We start from the raw sequence: 22,409 nt of genomic DNA, 5'->3' as shown, positions 1-22,409 counted from the left end.
ATTATCTTCCTTTTTTTAAGCTTTATATATTGCTAACGGTTTAAAAATCATAGTAGGATTCGTTGCATAAACATCTTCCTCAGTTGCCAAGAATTTTGACATCAATGGATTATCATTATCTTTGTTGAATTTCTTTAAAAACTGTTTTATATCTTTGCTTCTCATTATTTCAAGCAATCCAGTTTCGGTTAAGTCAAACACAATTTCTTTTTCAGAATGATCTAATTTTTTATCTATCTTACCTAACACAGTGAAAGTGCAATTGTTTAAGTCTACTAAACTGATATCATCATCTAGAAATCTCTTTCGTATTTCTGATACAAAATAGTACCTATTAATATCTGGAGAAAAATGGGGTTTGAGTAATACCTTTTGAGATTTTTTGTTCTCAATAATTTCAGAGTGTTCTACATATTCGTTAAAATCGTCAGTGGTTTCTGGATTAAATATGGACTTTTTCCCAAGCTTACGTGTGAAGTCTGTAAATAAGTATAGTGAGGATATTTTTATTGTGCATTCAAATTTTATAAATTGATTTTCAATAAGTTTACCCCAAAACTCTCTGTCTATTTTTTTATTTAAGGTTAATATTGCAGGTTCTAAGTAATTAATCAAGCGGGAGAACTGGCTAACCTCATTTAAAGTTTTGAATTCTTCAGTATTTACTTTTTTTGATTTTCCGTCTCTCCGAAATGAAACATCGGGTAAAGGTACCCCCAAGGTCGTTGATAATAACTCAGCAAGAGCACCTGTAGAAATTTCGAATGAGTGGTTTGAACCATTTTCCAAGTTATGCTCATATTTATAATGAGTTAAACCATCTTCAATTTGTGTTAAGTAATTCCCGGATAATTTACTATCTAAGTAATAAAATTCACGAAGTTCATTCATTTAATCACCCTTCCAGTATAATGTGTATATTTTACCATGGTAAAAAGGACTATCATCACTATAAAAAAATAGAGAGAAAAAACACAGCTTTAAAGCTGTGTTAGAAGTTAAGCATAAGGGTCGTCTATGTCTTCGTCCAAGCTTTCCCATGCTTCGCTTTTCTCTTTATTATCTGCCGTACTTGAATCATTTAAGTACGGTTCATTTGTATTTATTTCAGACTTATTAAGGTTTGGACCAAGGTTTTCCTTGCTTAATTTTCGGGAGGATGGATTCTCTTCTAAGTTAAATCTTAGTTTCCTTGGCATTACTTCTGCTACATCAATGTTTCCTGTTTGTTTATATAACTGCTGTGCAGCGAACAGAAAAAAGTTAGAAAGGTCCGATTGACTATTAATCCATTCTATAAAATCATCGGGGAGATTTTGACTTAAATAAAGATTAATTCTGTCGCCTTGTTTATATTCTTTATTTCTTGTCCGAGCCATTAACAGCCACTCCTAATGTTTTTTCCTTCTGTTGCTCAAATCGTGGTGAACATGCATAAACCAATAGTCCTCTAGCATTTACATACATCGGATCTTTTAAGAAGATGACATTTGTGGTGCGGTCTTTACTTTTTAAAATAGCTTGAAGGCTGTCTTTTAATACAGCAGATCCACCACCATATATAAACACGTAAGGGTCATCTTTCATGTCATCTATTTTGTCAATAACACTATTGCTTATTCGATGTGCCAGTTGTTTGATAGCAGGAGTAGACTCTATAATCAATTCATTGTGCCGTGGGTGTTCTGTATCAAAGTAAATCTCGTTAAATTCAGCAATGGAGTCTATTGTTTTTAGTGGATTTTTTCTGTTCCATCTCTTTATCACGTCAAGGAGTGTTTCTTTGACACCATATGGTAAGCCTTCCGATAACTTAGGATTAAACTTAACATCTGTCGTCACAACAATCTCCGTAGTTCCGGCTCCAATATCGAAGTGAAGCAGTGTTTTATTCAAAAAGTTAACTGTAGTTATTCCATTTCCTGATTCTACTTTTCGTTCAGAGAGATTTCCTTTCTCATCATAAACAACTCCCCACGCTGCAGAAGCCCCTTCAGGTAGACATTTGCAATACTCAATCTTAATAGTAACTGTTACATCACGTCCGGAAGGATGATGATAAATAACCTCATGAGTTCCCATGTAACGGTCAGCATTTCTCATAGCTGCATCCTTCGTTATTGTTTGTACAGGAAGGGCAACCGCTAGGTCATAAGTTACTTCAATCTGATTTTGATCATATTGATCCTGCATTGCATTAACTGCTAATCCTGCTAAAGTGACTAGGACAGGAATTTCATCTCTGGACTTATCTGATCGTTTTTCTAATTCGATCGGTGATTGATTATCATTAATAACTTTTTCCCCAATGATATAGCGATTGCCATTTTCTGATAAGGCTTTTGAATTAATCGTTACATCAATGTTATTGACCAGCTGGTCTTTTGGAATGTCATCCATATCCATAATCTCAGTGGTTTCTCCTAAATAGAAAGAATAAATGGTGGGAATGGATAAAGGTTCTTTATCTTTCACCCATAATTTTAAACCATTGTTCCCTGCATCGGCTCCGGCTTTTAGTACGCTCATATTAATACCACCTTTATGTAATATATTTACCCCCATTATATCACTTTATGCGCACAAAATAAATATATTGTGCGCATATAATATGTATAAATAACACTTGTTTTATCAAATATTGTATTTAAACTATCATCCTATTGTATTCCTTTTGTATTCTATTATACTCCTATTGTGCGCACAAATAAAAAACATAAAAAAAGACTCGTCTCATTTAGACGAATCCTATCAGGTCTAGACAATTTTTCATATTTTCTGTATAGTTGGATTAACTTCTAAAAATTACTAGATTCATAGACGAAAAAGAGACATTTACATAAAGAAAAAGAGAACCGTTGCTACCAACAACGATTCTCTTCATAAGCTAACCCTCGCCAAAGGTACCGTTAGCTTTTCAACAAAAACAATTGTAGGTTTATATTATCCTATTTTCCGTAAAATTTCAAGCGTTCTAAATTGGAAATTTTGGAGAACCTTCGAGTTTTAATATTTGTTGAAAAGGGACCTTTGTGGGCGTTAGCTTACATCGGTCTCTTTTTGCATTTATTAAAGGAGGATTTCCAGTGATTGATACATCCGGAGTTTTAGATTTTATTACCCATAATAGTTTAAAAACATATAAGCCGAGAGGATCCAAAGCATCCTTACCAAAGCAGCATGAAGCCTATAAGAAAGAGTCTGAGAAGCGTGGTGTGGTATTTGTATCACCTTCAAAGGAAGATCTAAGCCAAGGGAAAGGGCATATTATTACTTCTTATGAAACATTGAATGAGCAATGCGATCAGCTAACGCATTGGACACCCAATACCTTTTTAGGCGGTACATACATAGATTTTAAAAACCGTATTATCCAGGGACATACGAAAGATAATTTGAAGCAGATTAATACTTTTGTGGTTGATATTGATACCAAGAACACAGATTTATTTGCGTTCTTTTTAGCTTGTGAAGAAGAAAGGTTGCCAGCTCCAAATGTCATCTTAGAAACACCAAGAGGCTACCAGTTCTATTTTGTATTGGAAGCTCCAATGTTTCTGACTAAATCAAGTAACTTTCAAGTACTTAAAGTGGCCGAGCGTATTGTGACAAATATAAAAGAAGCGTTGGCAAGTCATGTGCCAGTTGATCAAGGATGTAATGCATTTGGCTTTTACCGGATCCCAAACCACGAAAATATCTTATATTTCAATGACCAGCAAACCGTTTCTGCAGCTACACTCATTGAGTGGTCAAAATCCTACGAGAAAAGAAAGCGAAAAGGAAAGTTCCATGTCATTTATGCTCTTGATCAGGATGCTCAGATTAATCAAGAATGGTATCGTACTCTTCTTCAATCCACTCACATTCATCACGGGCACTATATGAGCAGCAGGAATAATGCTCTTTTGACATTGGCTATTGCTAATTACGCCAGTGGCCGTACATATGAAGAAGCTTTTAATGAGCTAGATCAATTTAATTCGAATTTAAAAAATCCAATGAGCCAAAACGAGTTTAAGCGTACATTGAAGTCAGCTTATTCTGGAAGGTATCGAGGAGCAAAGAAAGAGTACATACAAGGATTACTCGATCAATGGACCGATCAATCTATTAATCTTACATCTGGTGGTAAGGGTTGGTATAAGTTTAAAAAAGATAGAAAAGACCGTGAACGTTCTCATTATGAAGAATGGGAACAAGATATCTTGGATTATTTAAAAGCGCACACAAGCTCCGACAAAGAGCTTACAGATGTGTTTATTTGTGATTCCCAAGTAAAGCTTGCTGAGCGACTAGGGATGGCTGTATCCACTTTAAAAGAAGTGTTAAAGGGTTCCAGTAAGATTATGAAGGTCGTAAAAGGGAAAGGACGCGGTCAAAAAACTTATTTGGCTAGCCGAGAGATTTTATTTAAATGCTTTTTACAGTTACGTAAAAAGCTTATTCGTAATGGGGTTACATGGAAAGCTATGTACGAAGCGTTCTTGTTTGAAGATAGAACCCTGGAACATGTCTTTGAAGTATTCTTCCTGCCATTTGAACAATGGGCAATCCAATATGAACGACGATTTAAACATCCGTTGATATGTTGATTTTTTAAAATAAGCCAGTCTGCCAATACATATCTAAATTATCCTTCTCGTTAACAGGTAGCTTTCTTTTAGATCTATAGGATCTTTATGTGCAATGTTCTATACTTAGATCCCTGTATCCTTTATTTTATACAGGAATGTAAGTTCGTATATAAAACTTTTATGCGTTTTATAAATGAGGGAATATGTATGAACCAATAAGATTTCCAGTTGGATCCATAAGAGGTATATTCCTTCCAATTGAGGATAATTTAACTTAAAATATGCTTAAAAATCACTTAAAAAAACTATGTAAAAATTTTTAAGTGTATGAAACCTTATAAAAGTGATATCCGTTCGTGCGCCGCCCCATTATTTTACGCTGGTCGCTTAAAAATTTTCCTGACCACCCACACTCAACGTACTTTGTACTTATGATTGCGGGTGGTCAGGAAACCATGGGGCGGCGCACGAACGGAAGAATTTGGATATAGGGGTTGAACAGGGTGGAAAGTGATGGTAAGATTGGTTTATAGTTCCAAAGATTTTTAAGGTATTTTTAAGTTCAAGATTAAGAGAAGATCAAGTTTAAGTTCAGGTTCAAAGTCAAAATTAAGTAGAAGTTCAAGTTCATTTTTAGGTGTGTGAGGAATGATGTTTTTAAGTTTTTTTAAGGGAATTTTATGTTTACAATTGGAAGGAGGAATGTGAGGGGGAGTTCTAATGAAGTTATTAACGGAGAAACAACGTTGGGTTTTAGAAGGTATTAATCGTTTTGGGGTAATTACTTCAACTCAATTAATTAATTACCTGGAAGGTGATATTTCATCGGTTAGTATTTATGCGACCAAAAAGGTTTTAGTGAATCTTGGATTTATTGCTGAAGAAAAAATTGGTTATCATCGTTTGCTATATGTTCGGCCAAGAGGGGTTCATTTTTTAGACAGTGATTTAACGCCTTTCTCTCGGGTGAATTACAAGCAGCTAGAGCATCAATTATCATTGAATGATTGTTTGTTAGCTTTTAAAAGGATAGCTCAAAAGAAAAGCATAGATTTTGATTTTATGACAGAAAGGCAACTAAGAAGCAAATACATTAACGATAACTTTTCTGCAAGTGATCGTAAGGATGCTCAGAAGATAAATAAAGTTGCTGATCGTATCCCGGATGGAATTGTTTGGGAGAGCGGAAGGAAAATTGCTTTAGAAGTTGAATTAACGCGGAAATCATCTAAGAGGTACATAACTAAATTAGCGCGTTATAAAGATGAAATTTTTAATGGTCAGTACGATATGGTTCGTTATGTTTGTCAAAATAAAAAGGTTCAGAACACCGTTGGCAAATATGCGAAAGAAGGAGGTTTTTCTTCCAGCATGTTGCAGCTTAACCTAATAGAAGGGGTTTTGGATCATGCAAAGCAAAAGTAGGGATACAAGGCAGCACGATTTAGCCACTAAGGGAAAGAGTAACAGTCAGATTAGCCAGGAATTCGCTTTGGGAGTTGGAATGTTAGCAGGGGCATTTATCATACTTCCCCTTTTTTTATTTTCACTTCCATTTTTTGTCATATTCAGACTCATTAATAAAATGAAAGTTCATTTGTTTTTAGCTGTTGTAGGAGCTGTAGTATTTGGATTTACGATGTTTTATCGATATGAAGACTATCTTGGATTATATGGAGTGCTCCCTTTCGATGTAGAATGGCTGCGGGAATTTACCGGTTCTGATTTACCTTTTAGCGCATCATCCTATGTTCTATATTTAAGTGGTGGATTATTTGTATCGTATGGATGGAATCTGCTAACAGAATATTATCGTTCCAAAAGAGTTCATTCAAAGGAAGATGAAAGGGAAAAATTCAAAGATAGCAGTCTATATGAGAAAACATATAACAATCGCTTTAAGCTTAATGAAAAAGTTCAAAAGAAGTGGCGTAAGCAAAAAGAGGTTGATCGTTTATTGCTTGGGGTTTCGGAGAAGGGTAAACCTTTTTACCAGGATTTTAAAGAAATCAACCAGCACATGTTTCTTCCGGCAACCACTGGTGGAGGGAAAACAATCCTTTTATTAAATTATATAGAATTTGCACTTATGAAAAAGTATCCTTTTCTCTTCATTGATGGAAAGGGGTCCAAAGAAAGTATCGATGATGTGAAGACATTATGTGATAAGTATGGAAAGGATTTAACTGTTTTTTCAGATGAGGGAAATGTTACTTACAACCCATTAAAGTATGGAAATGCTACCGTTATTAAAGATAAATTACAACAACTCATAGAAACTGAATCCACCTATTATACAGACATTTCAACGTCGCTTGTTCAAGCTATTATTCAATTTATTGATGACTATGGTTTCAAACGTGATTTATGGACATTTTCGAAGTACTTAGACCCTAATGAAATTAAGAAAGTACTAAACGAAGATACGGTTGAGCTGGAAGAGGTTATTTTAGACGAAAAAAATTCTGATTTTTCAGAAGATAATGATGAGGAAGAGGATTTTGCTTCTTATTTTGATGGTGGAGAAAGTGAGATTGCTGCCACTAAAGATAATTCTGCTTCTGAAGAAGATAAAGATGCTAAAGCATCTAAGAAAACTATTGTTAAGCAAGTTAGAAGTGAACGTTCTGAAAGGAATTATGAAAGGTTCTTTAAAAGATATGCTCATGAAGAAGAAGGAGATATGTATTTATTTTCTAATGCTTCATCGGTTCGAACGCAGATTTATTTACTGTTAGATAGTGAAATAGGTCATTTGTTCAAAGAAAGTAATAATGATGTTGATTTATTACGGGTTAGCGAAAATAAAGAAGCTCTGTTTTTTAGCTTAGATGGTTTGATATATGACAACTATATCAAGGTTATTGCTCGATTCCTCATTCTCGATTTGAATTATTTAGTGTCTTATCGAAATCGTCAAAAGATGAATGACCAGCCGTTTTTAGCTATTTATGATGAGTTTTCTGTTTATGCAAATGAAAAGATCGTAGATACCATTAATAAATCACGGTCTGCAGGGTTTCATTGTATTATTGCCACTCAAATGTTAGCAGACTTAGAGAAAATAGATCTTACACTAGCTAAACAAGTAGTAGGTAACACCAATACTTACGCTATTGGCCAAACCAATCATCCTCATGAAGTAGAAGCCTGGGCAAATACTCTAGGAACCTACAAAGATGTAGATCTAACGGTTCAAACTGAAAAGCAAACCGGAAGGATCGAACGAAGGGATCAGAAGTCAGACCAAGGATCTTTGCGTCATGTGCAAAAATATGTCATTACTCCAGATGAAATCAGGAGGCTAAGTAAAGGTCAGTTTATTATCGCTCGTAAAGCTTCCAGTGAGATTAAAAAGCCTGAAATTGTATATGTACGCCATCCATTGAAGGGCTTATAAGACATGGAGGGAGTGATTCGGTGAAGAAATTAAAGCTATTTCAGAAAAAAATGAAGCCTGTAGATGGAAGAAAAGGTAAACCCGAAAAGGTTAAGAAAAACACTACTAATCGGAGGGTGGCATTTTCGAGGCAGAAAGCCAGCCGTGTAGCTAGTATTATTTTCTTTTCAGTTATCGCGCTATCACTGTTATTTAATGTGATTTTCTTTAGCAAGTATCAGACAATAAGAAACTCAGTTAAAGCTCAACAAACTTCCATTGAAGAACGAATTGGGGATGTAGGAAAGGCTGATATGATTACGTCTGATGCAGTCTTGGCTTATACCCGGGACTTTTTAGAAAGCTACTTTTACATTTCAAAGGATGAGAAAAAACGTGAACGTCGGATTGAAGAATTAAGCACTTTTTATGTGAATGGCTTTGATACTTCTTCTTTAAGAGTCGAGGAATTTAAAGGATCAAGAGTTATTGAAGATTTAGAGTATCTGAAGACAGATCAGATCAATGCTGAGAAGGCAAAGGTTCATTATCGCGTGACTTACAAAGTTCGGGAATTGGTTGAAGACGAGGATCCACGAGAAGTTTTCAATCATGTAGAAGTGATCGTTCCGGTTATTACAAATGGGGATGGTTATGCGGTATATGAAAATGTTCGAATTGTTCAAAGCGATTTAAAAGCTAGCATTTCATTAGATGAAGAGGAATTAAACGGTGAACGTGTTACCTCAACCGAGCAAAGTAATATTCAAAACTTCTTGGAGAATTTCTTTACTTCTTATGGTGTTAGTGATGATAAATTGCCATTTATGGCATCTGTTGAAAGTGGATTATCTAATCAAGCTTTTCAATCGGCTACAATCCAGCAGCTGGTAAGTACAGAAGATGGTTATAAGGTCATTGTAGATGTTGAATATAACGATCAGGAAACTTCCCTTACTAGCTCTTACACTTATGAGCTAGGTCTTTCAGAAACACACAATGATACGAACAAGTATTATGTTGAATCTATTGAATAAGGAGAGGATTAATAATGAATTTTGATTTGCAGAGTCTTACTTCTAACATTGTCTCGCAAGTTGGCTTTTTGATTTTGTTGATAATGGCAATTCGAGCTCTTATTGCTTATACAAGAGAGGACTGGGGGCAGTTTTGGAGTGGTCTTACGTTAGGTGTTCTTTGTTTAGTCGTAGTATTCTTTGGTCCTCAGTTTGAACAATTGGCGAAAGCTGTAGGGAATGCCGTATTTAACTAATTTGGAAAGGAGGTTTTTACCTCCTTTTCCTTTTAGCCATAGGAGGGATATTTTTGAAAACAGGAGAAAACTTTACATCCGAATATAAATATCCTATTAAAATCTATCGCATTGGAGCTGTAGAATTTGCAAACGGCCTAGAAATTCGCAAGGTTGTCTTTTCAATTATCTTGGCTGCTATATTAATTTTTAGTTTTGTCATTCTTGGTTTTCAGAGTGATACTAACCTGTTAGGTTTCGTGGCTAAAAATTGGCTTATATTAATTACGGTAGTGCCAGGAACGATAACCTTCGTTGTTTTCAATCTAAAATATGATAATAAAGGATTTATTCCATATGTACGTGATCGTTTTAATTTTTATAGAAATCGCCATAAACAGTATGAACATTTTGTTGAAGTCGCTCATGACCAAATGGAAAAAGAGATGTCATTCGAAGCTTTTATGGTGGAGAAGGAAGGTGATCGTTCGTGAAGAATCCTGTTCTCGAATTTCCTATTGCTCACAAGTATAAGAACATGACTTTCAATAAGAGAAAGCAAGTGTGGGCTTTCTATAAGTTGAATGAAGAGTATATTCGTTTAAATAGCGAAACGGATTTCCAAAGCTATGTCGAACGTACTGCTGAGTTTTTAGCCAATGATGAGTATGACTACCATATTATGATTCTACCTAAGCGTTTCGACTTTGATAAGTTTACGGATGTAATTAATAACAAGATTGTAAAAGGTGAATTTGCGGACATTGGGAGAGCTTACTTTAACAGGGCAGCCGAAACATTAAAAAATGAAGTGTTCTTACATGAATATAACGTGTATGTTTCCGTTCACTTAAATAAAGTTGATGACGTGGTTACTTCTGATGTGATGGATCTGGGGAAGAAATTTGTAAAACGAGTACGTGATGACTTATCAAAACTGATGACCTTACAAACGAATGTGGAAGATGATTTTACTTATTATGAATCACTAGAACAATCCTTCAGTAACAAGACTGCTTATAACAAGAGCTTTGAAAAACTCTCAGAAGAAGAAGTTGATGGTCTGATTTATTACATGTTTCACCGAACAAGTGATATGTTTCAAATTCCAGATAACGATTACAACTTAACGGAAGGCATTATTAAAAACGAAAAGGGTTATATGACCGTTGCACATCAGGACTATACCGAATATCTATCGTTTATGCCTTTCCACGAAATGCCTGTTTCATTAGAAGGTTATCGTTTCATTCAAGACATCATCGAAAATATTGATTTTCCCGTTGAGTTTCAAATTAATTATAAGTTCAAAGACAATACTACCAACGTTCGCCAAGTGCGGAAATTAAAAAAACGCTTTGCTAACTTTGATTACGAGATCCAGAACACAACAACAGCAGATGAAGATACTGTAGTAGAAATGGCTTCGGAAAGGTTGGATAACTTACTCGATGATGTAAAGGCAGATACTCGGAAGCTGCTGTTTATGAACTTTTATATTGTATTATCCGATCGTAGCAAAGAAGGATTAGAGGCTAAACAGGAAGCTTTGAATAATCTTTTTAAGAATACTGGGTTTAAATTGGTCACACCTTTAGTAGATCAGCTGACACTCTTTACACAGTCCTTACCAGCTTCTTATACCGAATACGATTACTTTGAACAAGTGGTAGACGAAACATATTTAGCTCAATCGGCTATGGATTTATCGAATAAGATAGGGAATCGTTTTGGTATGGTATTAGGAAAAGTAGTAACAGGTAAGAAACTCTCTAGTGTTGAACAAGCGAGAGAGATCAATAATAATATCGTGGTTTTTAATCCTCTTCTCACGAAAAAAGCCATATCCGGGGCTACCCATACTAATGGAAATATTTTAATTACAGGCCCCCCCGGGAGTGGAAAATCAATGCTTGTTAAAAATTTCTTTACGTGGTCTACATTCCTGGGATCAAAGGTATTGTACATTGATCCAAAAAATGAGTTTCAGAATTATTATGAGGACGCCTTGAATAAGTTTGGGGATATTCCCGAGTTTAGAGAGCTGTATGAACGGATTAATTTCATTCACTTATCAGAGCAAAGTGAGTTTCACGGAGCTTTAGACCCTTTGGTATTTCTTGAAGGTGACCAAGCAATACAGACTGCTACTATGATTTTAGATACCTTGGCTGAGGTTAGTGGATCTCGTGATGAGTCCGTAACAATCTATGATTCGGTGTTGGAAGAGGTAAATCAATCTGATTTTCCTACCTTGTCAGGGGTTTTAAATCGGATTTTAGAAAAAGATCATATCCTTGGTAAATTCATTCAAAAGTATAAATATGGGTTGGGACGTATGTTATTCGGTACTGAAGACTCCTATGGATTAGACTTTGATAAACAAATCAATGTATTGGGATTACAAGGGTTACGACTTCCGACTTCAGATAATATGAACGAAGAAGAACGGATAGGGTTGTGCTTGATGATGTCTATTTCTAAGTACGTTCATATCTTCTCGACACGCAAAGATGAAGAAGCCATGATAATTTTCGATGAAGCATGGACACTTAAGCGGTCTCGTAATGGTCAAGATTTGATTGATGAAATGCTTCGTACAGGACGCTCGTTAAAAACAGATATCGTTCTAGTGACACAAGCTTATGATGATTTCAATGTAGATACCACGAAAGAACAGATTGGTATTAAATTTGCTTTTCGACCTAAATCAGATGAATCTATAAAGCCAATCTTAAATTTCTATGATATGGAAGAAAACCTAGCCAATATCGGCGTGGTAAGTAATCTGAAATCAGGGATGTGTTTATTTCAAGATCATCGGGGACGTAATCAAGCGATAGCCATAGATATCTTGTTTGATGAATGGTTTGAAGCCTTTAAAACGACTCAAAAGGAATCTGAAGCTGTACAGTTGGAAGAAGCCTTTTCTTAGAAGGAGTGGACCATATGAAAAAGATAGTTTTTGTTGCCTGCACTTTGCTAATCTTAGCAGGGTGTGGAGGCAACAATTTAGATCTAGACGAAAAGAAAATGAAGCAAGCTGTAGTAGAGCAAGCTTTAGAACGTCATGATATTAGAGAAGGTGGTTATGAAGCTTCCGATATTGAAGTGAATTCTATCTGTGAAGCAGAAAGAAAATCAGAAAAGGATGTTCCGCAACATTATTTTGTTCATTGGGAAACTAATGACGGAGAAATATATGAAAAAAATACAGTCATGAAAAAATATGAAAAAGATGGAGCTGCTGATTTCTACGAAAAAACGGAGGAATGCATTAATTACTAAATAAGGAGAGAGTCGATGCATAAAAAACTCTTACTATCCTTTATGTTGATATTTTCATTGTTAATTCCGGCAAACAATGTGTTGGCAGCTGATGAAGAGGAACGTCAATCTCAAAAATATGAGGAAAATCGGTATGAACTAATGACCTATTCAGATGATGCTTGGTATGACTTCATGGGTAAATCAGGATCTGAAATGATGGATTTCATAAAGAATTCTCTTTGGGCACTTAATCGGACAATGGCCTCGTTTGTACTGATGATTGTTTATCAACTTTTTTCCTTAGATATTGTAGAAATGACTAAATCATCTGTCCAGAATATAACATCAAGTACAGCTGGAGCCTTAACCTATAACTTTGGTTTGTTTGCCTTAGCTGTAGCTTCTATTGGGATAGTTGTACGCTCTTATATTCAACAGGACTGGCGTTCATTTATGAAGTTACTATCGCTCATTCTCATAAGTCTATCGTTGCTATATTCCATTCAATCCGAAAAATTTAACTACATTGAACTTTCACATGGATTATCTATAACTCTTGAAAATACACTCATGCAAGCTAATCCTTCTCTATCTCAGGATGGCGCCTTTGAATTTGTAGACTTTGACAATAATTCTGCTAGGGATGTATCTATAGCTGTTGAAAATAAGGTTTTTAATGCTTTGATTTATCAACCTTATTTATTACTAAATTACGGTACAAGTGATGAAGAAGCAATTAAAGCTGAGGATCCAGAACGAATTGATAGTTACTTATCGGCAGACCCTGCTACAGAGGATGGAGCAGAATCAAGGGCAGAAATTGAAGAAGAAGAGTTTAATAACTATAACAATCAATCTATTTTTGCTGGGAACGCTTATAAGCAAATGGGATATATCATGATTATGATGATTTCTACTATTATCCAAGGGGTTGTATTCTTTTTTATAGCCCTGACTAGGATTATGCTTCAATTTGCGTTCATTATCATGATGTTACTAGTACCGATCATTCTTTTTGTTAGTCTGTTTCCTTCCTTTGAAAGCTTGGTTGGGAAATTTACCAAAGGTACATTTATGGTAATCGTATTCAAAGGAATTACGATGTTCTTTGTTCTTGTAGCAACAAGCTTTATCACTCTTGGATATGACATGACTAATTTCAACGATGACGTTTATTATCGGATGTTTATTCAAATCATTTTCAGTGTAGCTATTCTATTCCTGTATATGAAGCGTCAATTTGTCTTTAATATGCTAGAAGGTGCTTCCCCTAACTTATCGGACATGGGTGCAGCTGAAGGTATGGGAAGAGGAACCATTCGAAAAGGAAAAAGATTTTTGAATAGACAAAGGCAAAATAAAGCTTATAAAGGTATGAACAAAGCAAATAAGAAAAAGCGTGTACTGCAAGAAAAAGGCTTACAGGGCATGTCCGCTGGAAAGGCATCTTTTCAAAATACATCTAGTCTGAACGACAAACCAACAGCTTCAGGCAGAAATATAAAAGGGACCATTAAAGATAAAGCTGGAAGGGCTAGAGATCATATTCGAGCCGTTCAAGAGGGGGAGATTCCAAGTCAAAAAGAAAATCCCTATCACAATGATGCAGTAATTCAAAACGTGTCAACTAATGAAGCTACGGAGAAAACCAAGGAAGCTGTAGGATCTAATTACATGCAACATCCTTCAGGTAGCGTGAATTCGACCCAAGGAGCACGCAACCCTCGACAATACAAATCAGGTTTTAAATCAAATAAGAATCATTCATTAACTAATCAAAAAACAGCCGACAAGAAAAATGTAGAAGGAAATACGAAGGCCTATATGCCCTCAGCAGGAGTGACAGCTAAGAAGGTTGGTTCTTCTGCTAATCAGAATGTGAATCAATCTGTCCGAGAAAAATATAACATTCGTAAGGATAAACCAATTACGAAATGGGAAGCTCAACAGCAAATCAAGGATAATCAAGTGGGAAAAAGTAAAGCAAACAAGGTCTCCTCTAATCAACAAACCATACATCCGAAACAAGAAAAACAGCCATACAAGAGATCAGGTAGAAACCCTTATCAATCTAGGTTTACTAACTATCAATCTAACAATAAATCCACCTCAAAAAGAAGGCAGAATAAAAAACCTATTGGAAGCCGTTCAGAAGAAGGGTTATTAAATCGCACCTCACGATTACACAAGGATTCTGACCAGTAAAGGAGGGAGAACATGCTAAGAAACTATGTAGAAACGAAGGCGAAATTAGCTTTGTTAGGTATTTTCTTAAAGTATGTTCTCCCATTTTTAATATTTTTCGGCGTCGTTTACGGCATTATCTTTATGTTTGTGTTGTTGATGGGGAATCTTACAAACGAGGGATCCAGCGATCTCATGAATGGGAGTGTCGGGAATGTTTCCCCTGAGGTTCTCCAATATAAAGATGAAGTGACCAAGTATGCGAAAGAAGAAGGTATTGAAGACCATGTGGGGATTCTATTAGCGTTAATGATGCAAGAATCAGGAGGAAGAGGAAGCGACCCTATGCAAGCTTCTGAGTCGTTGTGTGGCTCTGTCGGTTGTATCGATGATCCAGAAAAGTCAATCGAGCAAGGCGTATCTTATTTTGCCGATGTGCTAGAGGAAGCTGACAATGACATTAAACTAGCTTTGCAAAGTTATAATTTTGGTGGGGGATTCATTGATTTTGTAATGGGCAATGGAGGTTCTTACACGAAGGATTTAGCGATAGAATTTTCAGCTATGAAATATGAAGAGTTAAAACATACGGGTAGTTACAGCTGCATAAGACCAGAAGCCGTTCCTTATGATGCTTGTTATGGAGATCCTTATTATGTAGATGCGGTACTTGGTTATTATGATTTTTCCACTGGTGTAGGAAGTGGTGAATGGTCGATGCCGATTGAAGGTGTTATGAACATTACAAGCTCATTCGGAATGCGGGATGATCCATTTACAGGGGCTAGAGAAAATCATAAAGGTGTTGATTTTGCTTGCATTGGTGGAGTAACACCTATACAATCCGTAGATTCTGGAAGAGTGGTTTATGCCTCTCAAGGTAAAGGTTACGGTAATTTAGTCATGGTGGATCATGGGGATGTTATTTCGGCTTATGCTCATTTATCTTCTATTAAAGTCAGCACCGGAGACGTTGTAGAATCTGGCAAGAAACTAGGCGTATGTGGAAGTACTGGTAATTCAACTGGCCCCCACTTACACCTGGAAGCAAAAAACGAAGAATGGAGCGGCCACCAAGATCCATTAAATTTTTTCGATCTTGGGGAGGGGTAAAATGACGAAGGACTTACTAATAAAGACGGTAACGCTGATTGCTGGGATCATACTTATAGTAGGTGTTTGGTTTGGACTTTCCAGCGCAGAAGGACAGGATAACGAAATTCAGGAATTGGAAGCTACTATAAAAAAGCAGGAAGAACAAATTGAGTATCTTCAAAATTCTAAGCGTGAACAAACAGAAATATCCGAAGACGCATCTAGTCAAAAGATGAAGGAAAGCGTGAATGTATTTATCGAATCCACGTTTGATGTTAAAAAAGATAATTATGAGGAAAGAAAAGAAGATGCCAAAGTCATACTTACACAGGAATTATTCGAAAAGCTGTTTCCCGGAGACGAGGAAAGGTTGAAATATGAGTTTGATGCTTCTGATGTAGCTGTTTACTTATCTATAGAAGATCGAAGTGCTTATGTGGTATTTGATCAAGAGGTAAAGAATTTAGCCAATCAAGAATCCAGCTACAAAAAAATGACGTTACAAGTTTTTTTACAGCAAGAAGGAGACGAATGGTTAGTTAATGACTTTGAACAAATCAAGGCTGAACCTTTATAAATACAAAAGATATAAAAGGAGCAATTAGATGAAAAGTACTGGAGTTGTTAGAAACGTTGATGAGCTTGGAAGGGTTGTTATTCCGAGTGAATTAAGAAGAACTTTAGATATTCATGAACAAGATCCCCTTGAGATCTATGTAGATAATGAAAAAATTGTTATCCAGAAATACACGCCTAATAATGAATGTATCATTACAGGGGAAGTCAGTGATGACAATGTTCAATTGCACGATGGGATTATAGTAAGTCCTGAAGGAATTGAGGTATTAGAACAACAATTAAAAGATTTTTTGGAGGATAGCAATTAATCAAAACTCATGAGTCACTTAAGTGACGTAAAGAAAAACTTAAGTTTTTTAGAAGGAACTTTTGCTTTTATAACGTTTATGTAAGGGGTCTAATCTGTAATGATAAAATTAACTGATAAACAACTTAAAGATTTGTCTATTCTAATGAGTAAAGTCAAGAGCAGGGTGCATGGGAGAGATGTAACAGTCACTTACAAAAGAATGAAGAACGAAAGCGACAAAAGAGATAACTAATTATTTGTTCCAACTTAAATTTGAAGCAGCTAATAAAATTCACGGAGTCTCTGTTGCATTGAATTAGGGAGAGTCCATAAAAGACTTTAGCCCTTGAGAAACAAGCCATCCGTCCGTCAAATAACTTTTAATGGGGAGTGTGAGTGAAGTGGTAAGATATTTTAATGAAGATTGGGAAAAGGTTCGACCTGAATTTAATGAACTATCTTCCGTTAAGGAAGTATTCGCTTGTTTTGTTCATAAAGATGCTATGCTAAAAGGTTACTATGAAACAGAAGAAGTCTCTCATAATCATAAGCTTAAAAAGATTATTAACGTACCAAGACTAGTAGTAAGAAATGAAAATGGTGATGAATTCTGGAGAGATGACTATAATGCAGGTTACGGAGGATATGGTCCAAGTAATACTGTAAGACTGTTAAAATCTATAGGGATTGATTTGGAAGACGCTATTAAGCAAAATCGCCAGGTTTATTATAATGTTCCAGATGATCAATTAGAGGTGAGTGGTACAAAATTTGATGTTGTTGAGTCCCAACAATATGATCTACCTGGGGTTGATTTTTACCAAAATCCAGATAATAAAATTGTTGCAATACCTTCTATGATTGGATATATGGATACACTTTCACACCTTGAAGGTTTTACTGCTTATTATTCTCAAAGAATCTTAGATGAAATTGATGCTGTTTATTTATATTTAGAAAGAGGTCAAGCAATCAGCAGAGGTAACTATTTAGTCGAAGAAGGTGACTCTATTCAAGAGGAAAAAATATTTCCTATCTGTATTCAAGGGAAAAATGGCCATGAATTATGGTTAGACATGAAGAGAGAAATCGATAAGTACAATCCATTTGAAGACTATCGAGTTGAGATGATTTTATCAGCAATAGACTTTTCGGATTTTAAAGAAGAAGAGAAAAGTTTCGTTACCAAATTGAAGGATCTCTTTTCTTCTTACGATCCACTTACATTAAAACTTACGAAGGTTGATGGAAAAGTCCATGTTGAAAATATAGATGTTACGAAAGTATATACCTAAAGGCGTGGATACTTTCCTCTTGGCATCGGAAAGCTAGTCACTTGATTTCATGAACCAACTTAATATCTATGCGGTTTGCTCCGGGCATCGAACCCTCCGCAAACCGATGTGTTAAATGCTATCGCAGTTAACACATACGCGCAAAAGGTATTAGCTGTAGACCAGCTAATACCTTTTTTGCTTTTTCTATTATGCAGTTGTATCCATCCTTCTTTGGTCTCCTTATTGTAATTATTTTCTCGTCATGGCGGTAAAGGGTCTGCAAAAGCCCTAAGAGAAAGTAAGAAAACCAAGTTGGCTAAGGGAGCGTAAAAAGGAAATTTCGCCTTTAACGCTCCCTAAGTCATTGGGTTTTCTAACTTTCACTAAGGTTTTTTTGATACTTCGTATTCGCCTCCGGCTCTCCCTTCTACTGCCATTCTCGAAAAAATTAAGTGGTAGCCACCAAAGAAAAGGAGGAATTAACATGAAAAGCATAATGGAAATTCAGCGTATTAAACAGGTAAAATTAGAAGTAGAGGTGAACAAAAGTACCATTCGTTCTCCTGAAGATGCTGCTGTAGTAGCTACTGAATTTATTGGGGATGATGATCGTGAAGTGATGTTGGTGATGTGCTTGAATACAAAAAATGAGGTTATTGCTGTACATAGGGCGCATGTTGGCTCTTTAAATTCCAGTATTGTTCATCCCAGAGAGATTTTTAAGGCAGCGATCCTTAATAACTCAGCATTTATAGTTGTTGCTCACCAGCATCCATCAGGTAATACCATGCCAAGCAATCCGGATATCCAAGTTAGTAAGCAGTTGAAGGAAGCAGGCGAGCTAATTGGTATTGAAGTCTTAGACTCTCTAATCGTTTCTGATAACCCCGAAGGTTACTTTAGCTTAAAAGAAAAAGGATACCTCACCTGAGGATCCTTTTCTCTTTTGCTAATGTAAGATGAAACACGAGATACCATTGCTGGAATAAAGTGATTGAATAGAAGGTATAAATATCTTAGAATTAAAAGAAAATGCTTGAAAAGGAGGTAAACGATGAATAAAGAAAGACTTGAACATATGTTTCGAAGAGGTTTTGAAATAATCGAGAAAGATCTTGAAGATAGCCGAAAGCATCATAACCTTGTTCAAGAGGAAATAAATAAAAGTAAAGAACGCCTAAAAAGACGCTCTAATAATAGAAGACTTATTCAAAATAAATGGCAATAGGATTAACCACAAAATCTCCGTCTTCAATAATACCCAGATGATTTACTAACATATCATCAACCAAACTTTTCCAAATATAAGACATTTGACTTACTGCCTTCCTGTCCTCCGCAATCTCGGTATAATCTTCATTACAATGCACTTTTCTCGTAACTTTACCTATCATAGTAACTTTTGCTCCATCCTCATTATTACCATATTTAAAAAGTAATTGGTTTCTACTTTCCCTTAAATACTCTTCTTTCAATGGTGCTAAAGAGTTTGGTGTTTTTAAGAAAAAGTTAGATGGTAAAAATTCTTTGAGAAATCCTAAAGTTTCCCGATAGTCTTTAAAATCAACTTCATTTTTTTTCTTTGATTCTTCAGCTATTCTATTAACTTCATCTCGGTGATCTTTCTTTTGCTGTTTTGTTAACCCATCATTTTGATTTATTTCCCTTAGTTTGGCGTTTTTTTCCTTCTCAATTTCTTTATTCATTGTATATACCATATCTTCACTAAAAGTTGTATTAAAAGTGTTGAAATCAATTAATTCAAAACTTGAGTTTACTTTTATATATGTCTCGTCACCACTTACTACTTTCGTTTCTGTTACCTTTCCTTCGTTAAGTAAGTAATTTTCAAATTCAATTATAGAGTTATCATGTAATTTTTTTGAGATAAGCTCTCTCCCTAAATCAGATTCACTCCAAAATGTATTTTCTGAACTGTACTTACCTGGCTCAAAATGTAACTTTAAAGCTCCCTCAGGAGTTTCTAAAATGGTTGGTATATTAAATTTCCCTGTTTTACCTTCCATTTCAGTATAATTATTAGACTGATAACCGCTTGTTCGCTGAAGGTCTTCCTGCGTATATTCCTCATTTTCTCTAGTATAATCAGTAGGTAAACCTCCTTGAGTTTGAGCTAAAAATGAATGTAAAAAATCCGTGTCTAAATAAATTATTTCTCTCATGATATCCCCCTTAAAAGTTGATTTAGATAAAGACTATTCCACAATATTACGTTCAAATACAGAAATGGTTTCATTTTCCTTTTTATCTTCATGCTCTCCCAAAAATATATTTTACCATTAATAACCATAAAAAAGACAAAGGGTTCATTTTATTGTTGTGTCATTCAAAAATCTATATCCGAAGAAAGGTCATCTCGAGATGAAATTAAATATACGACCCCCTTGATAATAAATACCAAGGTTTAACTTAACTTTTCACGTAAGTTCTAACCAAGTTTCTTTAAAAAGAATGCTTGGTTCACCTAAAGGATCCCTTTCTACGCTTTCCCAAAAAAGTCTACTTAAATGGGAAGGGTTAGGGAAAATAATAATAAGCATAATAATAAGGTTTTATCCATTCCCAATAGGATTTTCCCAAAAGTGATGTTATAATTAAGACAGAAATTAACGGAATTACATATAAATGGGGGTCATTAAAAATGAAATACGGTTATGCGCGAGTTTCAACAAAAGAGCAAAATTTAGGAAGACAGATTAAACAATTAAAAGAGGCCGGGATTCAGGAGGAAAATATCTTTGAAGAAAAAATAAGCGGGGCGACTACCGAGCGGGAAAAGCTCCAGGAGTTGTTAGAAGTAATTGAGGTTGGAGATGAAATTATAGTTGTTGATTTAACCAGGATCAGCAGGAGCACCCAGGATTTATTTAAACTTGTTGCAGACATAAAGGAAAAGGGAGCTGCATTAAAGAGCTTAAAGGATACATGGTTAGATACTTCAAGCGATAATCCTTACAGCGAGTTTCTTCTTACAATTATGGCCGGGGTTAATCAGCTGGAGCGAGATTTAATCAAAATGAGACAGCGAGAAGGAATTGAGATTGCAAAAGAAAATGGAAAGTATGAGGGTAGACCCAAAAAATATACTGATAAACATGCCGGAATGAAAATGGCCTTGCAGCTATATGAAGCGGGAGAGCATACAATTAAAGAGATTGAGGAAATAACGAATGTAGGAAAAAGCTCTTTATATAGGGAGATTGCTAAAAGAAAGAACGAATCAGCATAAAATAGCTCCTGGAAGGGTGAGGGAATGGATCCATTAAAAGAATACAGAAAAGAATTTAATCAGATACAAACCTCCGGATACGATCAAACCAGGAAAGATATTAGACTATCCAATTTAATGACAAGAATGGAGCGGGAGTTTAATATATCCATCATGGGAGATAACAACAAAAATGCAGCTTTTCTGCTTTATAAAGAAGTATCACAAGCGAGAAAATTATAAGTAAGGCCTGGAGCCGGATCCTCCAGGTTTTTATAATTAGATATGTCAAAGCGTGAGTAGGGCGAGGTTTTATGAAACCCAGGAAAGAAAGTGAGTAATATAGAATGGAAAAACATTGCGGTTATTGCATGCAAAAAACTAAAGTCTATCCGCTAGCAAGTTGGAATAATCCTAAAAAAATTCGCTACTACTGTAAAGGTTGCCTCCCTGTGATCCAGAAAGCAGAGGAAGCGGAAAAAGAACGATTTATAAAGTATTATTCCAATCCGACGCGGTTCTCATGGCTCCCGGAAAAATCAAGGGAGTTGTATAAGGAATTATCAAAAAGGGTTTAGAGGCTTGTTTAGCAGCGTCTTTTTACTCCTTTTATCCGGTTTATTCCATTAATTCCTTTTATATCTGTTTATTTTTCCCCGGGAATGGAATATACTTAAAATAGGATGATAAGTTTCATGCCGGTGTGGTTGTCGGCAAAGCGTATCTTTTATTAGATGAGGACTTTCACTATTAAAAGAATCAATGTTCGTACCAACACTAATTTGAGCAACAAATCAGAACGTAGATTTTATTGATCCTGGAAAGATTAATAAAATCCCATCAGAAAAAAGCACCGGGTTTGGTCACCCAGGTGCTTTTTTCATTGGCTTAAGCCAGCCTAGACAGCTACAGCAAGCGGCCTTCTCTCAACGATCTCCTCCCGCGTTTAAGTGGTTGTATTGGCGAGTTATTTAAAGTCGGCCACAGCTCCGTTGGTCAGACGGAAAAGACGCTGGAGTATATTGATCCGGCTTTATGCTCATGCTATCTATAAATGTTTAGTTTTAGGTATTACTTGTCCTTGTTAACGCTTTTCGCCGTTATCCAGGCCGCCACTACAGTAGCAGCAGCAGGAAGCACAGCTCCGAGCGTACCGTTAAGGTTTGCCCAGGATCCGGCTAAGATGATAAGTTCCATGCGGCCACCCCTCCTTTTGGTCAGAATGGCGGGAGGGGATCCGACTACATATATTTTAGCAAGAAATTCCATGTAGCGGGG

Annotated in this window: 22 protein-coding genes; 17 read left to right on the top strand and 5 right to left on the bottom strand. The window is 35.8% G+C overall.

Annotation, left to right across the window (positions count from 1 at the left end; genetic code table 11):
• Positions 1-15 precede the first annotated feature (15 nt).
• From ACGTNI_RS16670 to ACGTNI_RS16660, 3 genes are all read right to left on the bottom strand, one after another.
• A complete protein-coding gene (locus ACGTNI_RS16670; protein ID WP_394463818.1) occupies positions 16-891 on the bottom strand; it encodes a DUF6414 family protein in 876 nt (291 codons plus the stop codon).
• Positions 892-998: 107 nt separating this feature from the next.
• Complete coding sequence (locus tag ACGTNI_RS16665) at positions 999-1,379, bottom strand: hypothetical protein (protein WP_394463817.1); 381 nt, start codon at positions 1,377-1,379, stop codon at positions 999-1,001.
• Entirely contained in the window at positions 1,360-2,529 is a 1,170-nt protein-coding gene (locus ACGTNI_RS16660; RefSeq protein WP_394463816.1) for a ParM/StbA family protein, read from the bottom strand. The genes ACGTNI_RS16665 and ACGTNI_RS16660 overlap by 20 nt, the downstream gene beginning before the upstream one ends.
• A 557-nt stretch (positions 2,530-3,086) precedes the next feature.
• Here ACGTNI_RS16660 and ACGTNI_RS16655 point away from each other — a divergent pair.
• The 15 genes from ACGTNI_RS16655 (at position 3,087) to ACGTNI_RS16585 (ending at position 19,130) form a co-directional block, all read left to right on the top strand.
• The gene (locus ACGTNI_RS16655; RefSeq protein WP_394463815.1) at positions 3,087-4,595 is read left to right on the top strand and encodes a primase C-terminal domain-containing protein; all 1,509 of its coding nucleotides are present in this window, start codon (positions 3,087-3,089) and stop codon (positions 4,593-4,595) included.
• 702 nt (positions 4,596-5,297) lie between these two features.
• Complete coding sequence (locus tag ACGTNI_RS16650) at positions 5,298-6,002, top strand: hypothetical protein (RefSeq protein WP_394463814.1); 705 nt, start codon at positions 5,298-5,300, stop codon at positions 6,000-6,002.
• Positions 5,986-7,977, top strand: coding sequence for a type IV secretory system conjugative DNA transfer family protein (locus tag ACGTNI_RS16645; RefSeq protein ID WP_394463813.1), 1,992 nt, complete (start codon positions 5,986-5,988; stop codon positions 7,975-7,977). Before ACGTNI_RS16650 ends, ACGTNI_RS16645 begins: the two co-directional genes overlap by 17 nt.
• Before the next feature lie 20 nt (positions 7,978-7,997).
• Positions 7,998-8,993, top strand: coding sequence for a conjugal transfer protein (locus ACGTNI_RS16640; protein ID WP_394463812.1), 996 nt, complete (start codon positions 7,998-8,000; stop codon positions 8,991-8,993).
• Positions 8,994-9,007: 14 nt separating this feature from the next.
• Complete coding sequence (locus tag ACGTNI_RS16635) at positions 9,008-9,229, top strand: hypothetical protein (RefSeq protein ID WP_394463811.1); 222 nt, start codon at positions 9,008-9,010, stop codon at positions 9,227-9,229.
• 53 nt (positions 9,230-9,282) lie between these two features.
• Positions 9,283-9,702: a TcpE family conjugal transfer membrane protein gene (locus ACGTNI_RS16630; RefSeq protein ID WP_394463810.1), complete on the top strand. Its 420-nt coding sequence runs from the start codon at positions 9,283-9,285 to the stop codon at positions 9,700-9,702.
• Positions 9,699-12,143: an ATP-binding protein gene (locus ACGTNI_RS16625; protein WP_394463809.1), complete on the top strand. Its 2,445-nt coding sequence runs from the start codon at positions 9,699-9,701 to the stop codon at positions 12,141-12,143. Before ACGTNI_RS16630 ends, ACGTNI_RS16625 begins: the two co-directional genes overlap by 4 nt.
• A gap of 14 nt (positions 12,144-12,157) precedes the next feature.
• The gene (locus ACGTNI_RS16620) at positions 12,158-12,496 is read left to right on the top strand and encodes a hypothetical protein (RefSeq protein ID WP_394463808.1); all 339 of its coding nucleotides are present in this window, start codon (positions 12,158-12,160) and stop codon (positions 12,494-12,496) included.
• A 15-nt stretch (positions 12,497-12,511) separates the two neighbouring features.
• Positions 12,512-14,683 carry a CD3337/EF1877 family mobilome membrane protein gene (locus ACGTNI_RS16615; RefSeq protein WP_394463807.1) on the top strand — a complete coding sequence of 724 codons (2,172 nt, stop codon included), beginning with the start codon at positions 12,512-12,514 and terminating at the stop codon, positions 14,681-14,683.
• A 12-nt stretch (positions 14,684-14,695) separates the two neighbouring features.
• Complete coding sequence (locus ACGTNI_RS16610) at positions 14,696-15,775, top strand: lysozyme family protein (RefSeq protein ID WP_394463806.1); 1,080 nt, start codon at positions 14,696-14,698, stop codon at positions 15,773-15,775.
• Position 15,776: 1 nt separating this feature from the next.
• Entirely contained in the window at positions 15,777-16,334 is a 558-nt protein-coding gene (locus ACGTNI_RS16605) for a hypothetical protein (protein WP_394463805.1), read from the top strand.
• 28 nt (positions 16,335-16,362) lie between these two features.
• Complete coding sequence (locus ACGTNI_RS16600; protein WP_394463804.1) at positions 16,363-16,644, top strand: AbrB/MazE/SpoVT family DNA-binding domain-containing protein; 282 nt, start codon at positions 16,363-16,365, stop codon at positions 16,642-16,644.
• 373 nt (positions 16,645-17,017) lie between these two features.
• Positions 17,018-17,920 carry a hypothetical protein gene (locus ACGTNI_RS16595; protein WP_394463803.1) on the top strand — a complete coding sequence of 301 codons (903 nt, stop codon included), beginning with the start codon at positions 17,018-17,020 and terminating at the stop codon, positions 17,918-17,920.
• 466 nt (positions 17,921-18,386) lie between these two features.
• The gene (locus ACGTNI_RS16590; protein WP_394463802.1) at positions 18,387-18,833 is read left to right on the top strand and encodes a JAB domain-containing protein; all 447 of its coding nucleotides are present in this window, start codon (positions 18,387-18,389) and stop codon (positions 18,831-18,833) included.
• Between the two features lie 123 nt (positions 18,834-18,956).
• Positions 18,957-19,130 (top strand): hypothetical protein, encoded by a 174-nt coding sequence (locus tag ACGTNI_RS16585; RefSeq protein ID WP_394463801.1) that lies wholly within the window; start codon positions 18,957-18,959, stop codon positions 19,128-19,130.
• On the opposite strand, the gene ACGTNI_RS16580 is transcribed toward ACGTNI_RS16585, so the two are convergent.
• Positions 19,108-20,085 carry a DUF6414 family protein gene (locus tag ACGTNI_RS16580; protein ID WP_394463800.1) on the bottom strand — a complete coding sequence of 326 codons (978 nt, stop codon included), beginning with the start codon at positions 20,083-20,085 and terminating at the stop codon, positions 19,108-19,110. The two genes, ACGTNI_RS16585 and ACGTNI_RS16580, sit on opposite strands and share 23 nt — an antisense overlap.
• Before the next feature lie 479 nt (positions 20,086-20,564).
• Between ACGTNI_RS16580 and ACGTNI_RS16575 the strand changes: the two genes are divergently transcribed.
• Positions 20,565-21,152, top strand: a complete 588-nt coding sequence (locus ACGTNI_RS16575; RefSeq protein WP_394463799.1) for a recombinase family protein — start codon at positions 20,565-20,567, stop codon at positions 21,150-21,152.
• 24 nt (positions 21,153-21,176) lie between these two features.
• On the top strand, positions 21,177-21,374 hold the full coding sequence (locus ACGTNI_RS16570; RefSeq protein WP_394463798.1) for a hypothetical protein: 198 nt from the start codon (positions 21,177-21,179) through the stop codon (positions 21,372-21,374).
• Positions 21,375-22,202: 828 nt separating this feature from the next.
• Here ACGTNI_RS16570 and ACGTNI_RS16565 read toward each other — a convergent pair.
• Positions 22,203-22,328, bottom strand: a complete 126-nt coding sequence (locus ACGTNI_RS16565; protein ID WP_394463797.1) for a hypothetical protein — start codon at positions 22,326-22,328, stop codon at positions 22,203-22,205.
• Between the last annotated feature and the right edge of the window lie 81 nt (positions 22,329-22,409).

Origin of the sequence: Thalassobacillus sp. B23F22_16 (assembly GCF_043496955.1) — a bacterium.
GTDB classification, from domain to species: Bacteria; Bacillota; Bacilli; order Bacillales; family Halobacillaceae; genus Thalassobacillus; species Thalassobacillus devorans_A.
Note: the sequence above shows the minus strand (reverse complement) of the source record. Positions and strands in the feature narration are given on the sequence as shown.

Excerpts from the sequence above, each read along its gene's own strand:
- ACGTNI_RS16670 (WP_394463818.1), bottom strand. The coding sequence starts at position 891 with ATGAATGAACTTCGTGAATTTTATTACTTAGATAGTAAATTATCCGGG.
- ACGTNI_RS16665 (WP_394463817.1), bottom strand. The coding sequence starts at position 1,379 with ATGGCTCGGACAAGAAATAAAGAATATAAACAAGGCGACAGAATTAAT.
- ACGTNI_RS16660 (WP_394463816.1), bottom strand. The coding sequence starts at position 2,529 with ATGAGCGTACTAAAAGCCGGAGCCGATGCAGGGAACAATGGTTTAAAA.
- ACGTNI_RS16650 (WP_394463814.1), top strand. The coding sequence starts at position 5,298 with ATGAAGTTATTAACGGAGAAACAACGTTGGGTTTTAGAAGGTATTAAT.
- ACGTNI_RS16645 (WP_394463813.1), top strand. The coding sequence starts at position 5,986 with ATGCAAAGCAAAAGTAGGGATACAAGGCAGCACGATTTAGCCACTAAG.
- ACGTNI_RS16635 (WP_394463811.1), top strand. The coding sequence starts at position 9,008 with ATGAATTTTGATTTGCAGAGTCTTACTTCTAACATTGTCTCGCAAGTT.
- ACGTNI_RS16620 (WP_394463808.1), top strand. The coding sequence starts at position 12,158 with ATGAAAAAGATAGTTTTTGTTGCCTGCACTTTGCTAATCTTAGCAGGG.
- ACGTNI_RS16615 (WP_394463807.1), top strand. The coding sequence starts at position 12,512 with ATGCATAAAAAACTCTTACTATCCTTTATGTTGATATTTTCATTGTTA.
- ACGTNI_RS16610 (WP_394463806.1), top strand. The coding sequence starts at position 14,696 with ATGCTAAGAAACTATGTAGAAACGAAGGCGAAATTAGCTTTGTTAGGT.
- ACGTNI_RS16605 (WP_394463805.1), top strand. The coding sequence starts at position 15,777 with ATGACGAAGGACTTACTAATAAAGACGGTAACGCTGATTGCTGGGATC.
- ACGTNI_RS16600 (WP_394463804.1), top strand. The coding sequence starts at position 16,363 with ATGAAAAGTACTGGAGTTGTTAGAAACGTTGATGAGCTTGGAAGGGTT.
- ACGTNI_RS16590 (WP_394463802.1), top strand. The coding sequence starts at position 18,387 with ATGAAAAGCATAATGGAAATTCAGCGTATTAAACAGGTAAAATTAGAA.
- ACGTNI_RS16585 (WP_394463801.1), top strand. The coding sequence starts at position 18,957 with ATGAATAAAGAAAGACTTGAACATATGTTTCGAAGAGGTTTTGAAATA.
- ACGTNI_RS16580 (WP_394463800.1), bottom strand. The coding sequence starts at position 20,085 with ATGAGAGAAATAATTTATTTAGACACGGATTTTTTACATTCATTTTTA.
- ACGTNI_RS16575 (WP_394463799.1), top strand. The coding sequence starts at position 20,565 with ATGAAATACGGTTATGCGCGAGTTTCAACAAAAGAGCAAAATTTAGGA.
- ACGTNI_RS16570 (WP_394463798.1), top strand. The coding sequence starts at position 21,177 with ATGGATCCATTAAAAGAATACAGAAAAGAATTTAATCAGATACAAACC.
- ACGTNI_RS16565 (WP_394463797.1), bottom strand. The coding sequence starts at position 22,328 with ATGGAACTTATCATCTTAGCCGGATCCTGGGCAAACCTTAACGGTACG.